This is a genomic window from Kitasatospora sp. MBT63 (genome assembly GCF_000710465.2).
In the GTDB taxonomy this organism is placed as follows: domain Bacteria; phylum Actinomycetota; class Actinomycetes; order Streptomycetales; family Streptomycetaceae; genus Kitasatospora.
In genome coordinates this window covers 1-4537 of record NZ_JAIZ01000488.1, presented here as the reverse complement: position 1 = coordinate 4537, position 4537 = coordinate 1, and the positions used below count along the sequence as shown (strand labels likewise).

Sequence of the window (4537 nt, the reverse complement as noted above, 5' to 3'; positions counted from 1 at the left end):
CCCGAAGGCCTTCCTGATGGACGAGCCGCTCTCCAACCTCGACGCCAAACTGCGGGTGCAGATGCGCACCCAGATCGCGGCGCTCCAGCGCCGGCTGGGCACCACCACGGTCTACGTCACCCACGACCAGGTCGAGGCGATGACCCTCGGGGACCGGGTGGTGGTGATGCGCGGCGGCGTCGTCCAGCAGATCGGCACGCCCCAGCACCTGTACGACGCGCCGGTCAACCTCTTCGTGGCCGGCTTCATCGGCTCCCCCGGCATGAACTTCCTCGGCGCCACCCTCGAAGAGGGCGCGCTGCGCACCTCGCTGGGCGACATCCCCGTCGACGACCGGCTGCGGCGCGGCCTGGAGCGGCAGGACGTCCCGCGTGAGCTGATCGTGGGCCTGCGCCCCGAGGACTTCGAGGACGCGGCCCTGGTCGACGACCGCCGCACCGGGCTGACCTGCACCGCGACCGTGGACGTCCGGGAGTCCGTGGGCTCCGACGTCTACGTCCACATCACCGAGGAGAGCGGGCCCGCCGGCCCGTCCGAACTGGCGGAGCTGGCCGCGGACTCCGGACGGGCCGACACCGGCCTGCAGGGTCACCGGATCGTCGCCCGGCTGCGGCCAGAGACCCGGGCCCGCGAGGGCAGCCCGGTGGAGCTGTGGATCGACACCGCGAGGATCCACGTCTTCGACCCCGCGACCGGCGCCAACCTGACCCGCCCCGCGCTCGCCGCGGACGGGTAGTCGCGGCGGCGCGGCCGGGGGCTCAGTCCCGGAAGTTCGCCCGGCCGTCGGCGATGTAGATCATCCCCGGGCGGATCGGCGCGCCACCGCCCACCGGCCGCAGCTCCACCCCGAGCCGTCGGACCGCCGTCGGCGCCCAGGCCATCGACTCGCAGAAGGACTGCTGGCGCCACTCGTCCTGGGCGGCGAACAGCGGGCGCACCCCGTCCCAGCCGCGTCCGGGGACGAAGCGGCACGCCGTCCCGGCCCGGTCGCGCCGGACGTCCCAGAAGGTCCCGACCAGTGAATCGCCGTACCAGACCTCGTAGTCGGCCACTCTTCGTGCGTCCTTCGGCATGTGACCACCTTCCTGTGCGGCAGACCGTAGCCCCCGTCGGGTCCGCACCGTCGGACACCCAGTGGTCCGGCAGCCCAACGGCTCGTAACGCTTCGGTGGGACCCGTGCGGCTAACCGTTCCGGGCCGGGCGGGGTCACGGCCCCTTTCGGTGGGAACGGTTCGGGTGGGCCGCCGGCCGGGACGGTCCCGGGGCAGGGCGGCCTCCGGAAGGCGGGGCACACGATGGATCCGGTGTTCGGAGCGCAGTTCGGCGACTACCAGAACGAGATCTACCTCGGCGGACTGTCCGGCGTACTGCCGACGATGCCGATGGTGTTCGCGGACCTGGAGGAGCGGGCGCGGGCGGCGATGCCGCCGTCCGTGCTGTCCTACGTCGCGGGCGGGGCGGGCGACGAGTTCACCCAGCGGGCCAACGTGGCGGCGTTCGAGCGGTGGGGGCTGGTGCCGCGGATGATGGTCGGCGCGGCCCGCCGGGACCTGTCGGTGGACCTGTTCGGGCTGCGGCTGCCGTCCCCGCTGTTCCTGGCGCCGGTCGGGGTGATCGGACTGTGCGCCCAGGACGGCCACGGGGACCTCGCCACCGCCCGGGCCGCCGCCCGCACCGGCGTACCGATGGTCGCCTCCACCCTGACCGTCGACCCGCTGGAGCAGGTGGCGGGCGAACTCGGCGACACCCCGGGCTTCTTCCAGCTGTACACGCCGACCGACCGGGCGCTGGCGGAGAGCCTGGTCCACCGGGCCGAGGCGGCCGGCTTCAAGGGGATCGTGGTGACGCTGGACACCTGGGTCACCGGCTGGCGCCCGCGTGACCTGGCGACGGCCAACTTCCCTCAGCTGCGCGGGCACTGCCTGGCGAACTACACCTCGGACCCGGTGTTCCGGGCCCGGCTGGCGAAGCCCCCGCAGGAGGATCCGCAGGCGGCCGTGCTGGAGTGGGCACAGATCTTCGCCAAGGCGCTGACCTGGGACGACCTGCCGTGGCTGCGGTCGCTCACCGACCTGCCGATCATCCTCAAGGGTATCTGCCACCCCGAGGACGTCCGCCGCGCCAAGGACGGCGGCGCGGACGCGGTCTACTGCTCCAACCACGGCGGCCGGCAGGCCAACGGCGGTCTCGCCGCCTTGGACGCGCTGCCCGGCGTGGTCGAGGCGGCGGACGGCCTGCCGGTCCTGTTCGACTCCGGGGTCCGCTCGGGCGCGGACGTGGTCAAGGCGCTCGCGCTCGGCGCGACCGCCGTCGGCGTGGGCCGGCCGTACGCCTACGGCCTGGCGGTCGGCGGGGAGGACGGCATCGTGCACGTGCTGCGCACCCTGCTGGCGGAGGCCGACCTGATCATGGCGGTGGACGGCTACCCGGCGCTGGCCGATCTGCGCGCGCCGGGCGCCGTGCGCCGCACCACCTGACCATCGGGCCCCGGGGTCAGGCCCAGGGCAGGGCGGACCGGGTACGCCAGTACGCCTCGGCCGGTTCGGTGAGGGCGGACAGGGCGGCCAGGTCCTCGGGGGTGAGCGGGAGGCGCGCGGCGGCGAGGTTGGAGGTGAGCTGGTCGATGGTCGCGGCGCCGCTGAGCACGATGTCCGCCCACGGCTGGGCGGCGACGGCCGCGAGCGCGACGGCGTCGCAGGTCGCGCCGGTGCGGGCGGCGCAGGCGCGCAGCGCCTCGGTGTCGGGACCGGTGGCGTTGCGGTCGGCGAGGCGGCCGTTGGCCATGCCCTCCTTCACCACCACCAGCCAGCCCGCCGCGTGCGCCTCGGCCAGCGCCGGACCGGCGGAGGTCTCCAGCACGTTCCAGGTGCTCTGGACCGCGGCGAACAGCGGCCTACCGTCGACGGTCACCTCCAGGGCCGCGCGGACGGTGTCGGCCTGGGCCGGTCCGCTGGTGGACAGGCCCACCCGCACGCCCTCGGCGGCCAGCGCGGCGAGGCGTCCGTGCAGCCCGGGGTCGGTGAGGGCGGGGCTGTCGGGGGTCACCGAGTGCACCAGGTACACGTCGAGGGACTTGCCCAGCAGCGACCTGGTCTGGGCGATCTGACGGTCGAACACCTCCGTGGAGTGCTCCTTGACCTCGTGCACGGACACGCCCGTGGCCTGCCAGTCGGCGGTGTAGGTGTAGCCCCACTTGCTGCCGACCGTCAGGTTCGGGGCGAGCCGGGTGGCCAGCCACTCCGCGACGAACACCTCGGCGCGGCCGTAGGAGCGGGCCGTGTCGAAGTACCGCACTCCCGCGGCGAAGGCGGCGTCGAGCAGGGCGTGGGTCCGCTCGCGCATCGCCTCGACGCTGCGAGTGGACGGCAGGTCCAGGTCGCGGCCGAGCGTGATGTACCCGGGACGGCCGACGGCGGCCGTCCCCAGCCCGAACCGTCCGATCCCGGGGCCTGCGGTGCCGGGCGTGACAGCGGAATCGGGGGCGCCGGAGTCGGCCTGCATCTGGTGGTCCCTTCGGTGGTTCCCACGGGTGGGACCGTGCGCCCCACCAGCACCTCCAGCCTAGGTGGTCGGTTCCGGACGCCACTCAGGGGTTGATCATGCGGGCGGCGCGGCGGGACTCGGCCCCTCCTCCGGTTCGCCGCGGTGGGCATCCAGTTCGTCGGCCCGCCGCCTCAGGTCCGCCGCGATGTCGTCCCAGTCCGGACCGAACATCTCAAGGCTCAGGGCGGCCTCCCGCATCAGCGCCGGCTCGTCCGGCCGCTGCAGGAGCACCAACCGGTACGCCAGGTTGCGCACCCAGACCGGCAGGTGGCCGTTGACCGGGGGCGGGCACAGCTCGTGCAGCATGGCCAGGATCGAGTCCGCGCCGGCGAAGGTCAGTTCCTCGACGAAGTGGTGCTCATGGTGGGGCCGGTCGCACTCGGGGGTGGGCCGGTACTCGTCGCCGTAGAGACACCGGGCGTGCTCCGTCAGGGTGCTGTGCATGCGCTGAAGCCTATGCCGCCCTCATCCGCCGCCCGGAAACCGAGGCCGGGCCGACCGGACGGGCGCGCTCAGCGCACCCAGCTCTCGTGGCCGAGGCGGCGGGCCTCCGTTCGCATGGTTCCGAGTGCGGCCCGGAGCCCGTCCAGTGCTGCCTGGAAGGCCTGCGTCGTCTCCGGGCCCAGCGACGGCGGGGGTTCGGTGTCCGAGCCCTGCGGGTAGTCGTTGCCGACCGCTGCAGCGAAGCGTGCCCATGCGCTTCGGTAGAGACCCGTGCACCGGTCGAGCTCGGCGGCGCAGTCGGCCCACACCTCCCTGATCGGCGTCCCCTTGGTGCGCGCCAGGAGGTGGTTCAGCTCCTCGTGGGCGGCGATCAACTCGCCGGTCAGGGCGCGCCGGTGGGCTCCCGCGTGGCGGTGGGTCAGTACCTCGATGAACATCTGGTCCCCACTTCCTCGCCCCCGGGCGGACGGGCCCGGTCGGCCCGTACCGCCCGACTGTCCTACCACCTCCGGGATGCTGTTGGTGATCTTCAAGTGTCGCGGGTTCGAG

At 73.8% G+C, this 4537-nt stretch carries 6 protein-coding genes; 2 read left to right on the top strand and 4 right to left on the bottom strand.

Features of this window, described 5'->3' with window-relative positions:
- A partial coding sequence (locus AA75_RS26525; RefSeq protein WP_033822782.1) for an ABC transporter ATP-binding protein occupies positions 1-736 on the top strand: 736 nt, incomplete at its 5' end.
- A 22-nt stretch (positions 737-758) separates the two neighbouring features.
- On the opposite strand, the gene AA75_RS26520 is transcribed toward AA75_RS26525, so the two are convergent.
- Positions 759-1073 (bottom strand): hypothetical protein, encoded by a 315-nt coding sequence (locus AA75_RS26520; RefSeq protein WP_033822781.1) that lies wholly within the window; start codon positions 1071-1073, stop codon positions 759-761.
- A 223-nt stretch (positions 1074-1296) separates the two neighbouring features.
- Here AA75_RS26520 and AA75_RS26515 point away from each other — a divergent pair, with 223 nt between their 5' ends.
- On the top strand, positions 1297-2478 hold the full coding sequence (locus AA75_RS26515) for an alpha-hydroxy-acid oxidizing protein (protein WP_033822780.1): 1182 nt from the start codon (positions 1297-1299) through the stop codon (positions 2476-2478).
- 16 nt (positions 2479-2494) lie between these two features.
- On the opposite strand, the gene AA75_RS26510 is transcribed toward AA75_RS26515, so the two are convergent.
- The 3 genes from AA75_RS26510 to AA75_RS26500 form a co-directional block, all read right to left on the bottom strand.
- Positions 2495-3502, bottom strand: a complete 1008-nt coding sequence (locus AA75_RS26510; RefSeq protein ID WP_082526845.1) for an aldo/keto reductase — start codon at positions 3500-3502, stop codon at positions 2495-2497.
- A gap of 96 nt (positions 3503-3598) precedes the next feature.
- A complete protein-coding gene (locus AA75_RS26505) occupies positions 3599-3988 on the bottom strand; it encodes a hypothetical protein (RefSeq protein ID WP_051813418.1) in 390 nt (129 codons plus the stop codon).
- Between the two features lie 68 nt (positions 3989-4056).
- The gene (locus AA75_RS26500) at positions 4057-4425 is read right to left on the bottom strand and encodes a hypothetical protein (protein WP_033822779.1); all 369 of its coding nucleotides are present in this window, start codon (positions 4423-4425) and stop codon (positions 4057-4059) included.
- Positions 4426-4537 lie beyond the last annotated feature (112 nt).

What these genes read in the sequence shown, in the direction of transcription:
- AA75_RS26520 (WP_033822781.1), bottom strand. Translation starts at nt 1,073, where the DNA reads ATGCCGAAGGACGCACGAAGAGTGGCCGACTACGAGGTCTGGTACGGC.
- AA75_RS26500 (WP_033822779.1), bottom strand. Translation starts at nt 4,425, where the DNA reads ATGTTCATCGAGGTACTGACCCACCGCCACGCGGGAGCCCACCGGCGC.
- AA75_RS26515 (WP_033822780.1), top strand. Translation starts at nt 1,297, where the DNA reads ATGGATCCGGTGTTCGGAGCGCAGTTCGGCGACTACCAGAACGAGATC.
- AA75_RS26510 (WP_082526845.1), bottom strand. Translation starts at nt 3,502, where the DNA reads ATGCAGGCCGACTCCGGCGCCCCCGATTCCGCTGTCACGCCCGGCACC.
- AA75_RS26505 (WP_051813418.1), bottom strand. Translation starts at nt 3,988, where the DNA reads ATGCACAGCACCCTGACGGAGCACGCCCGGTGTCTCTACGGCGACGAG.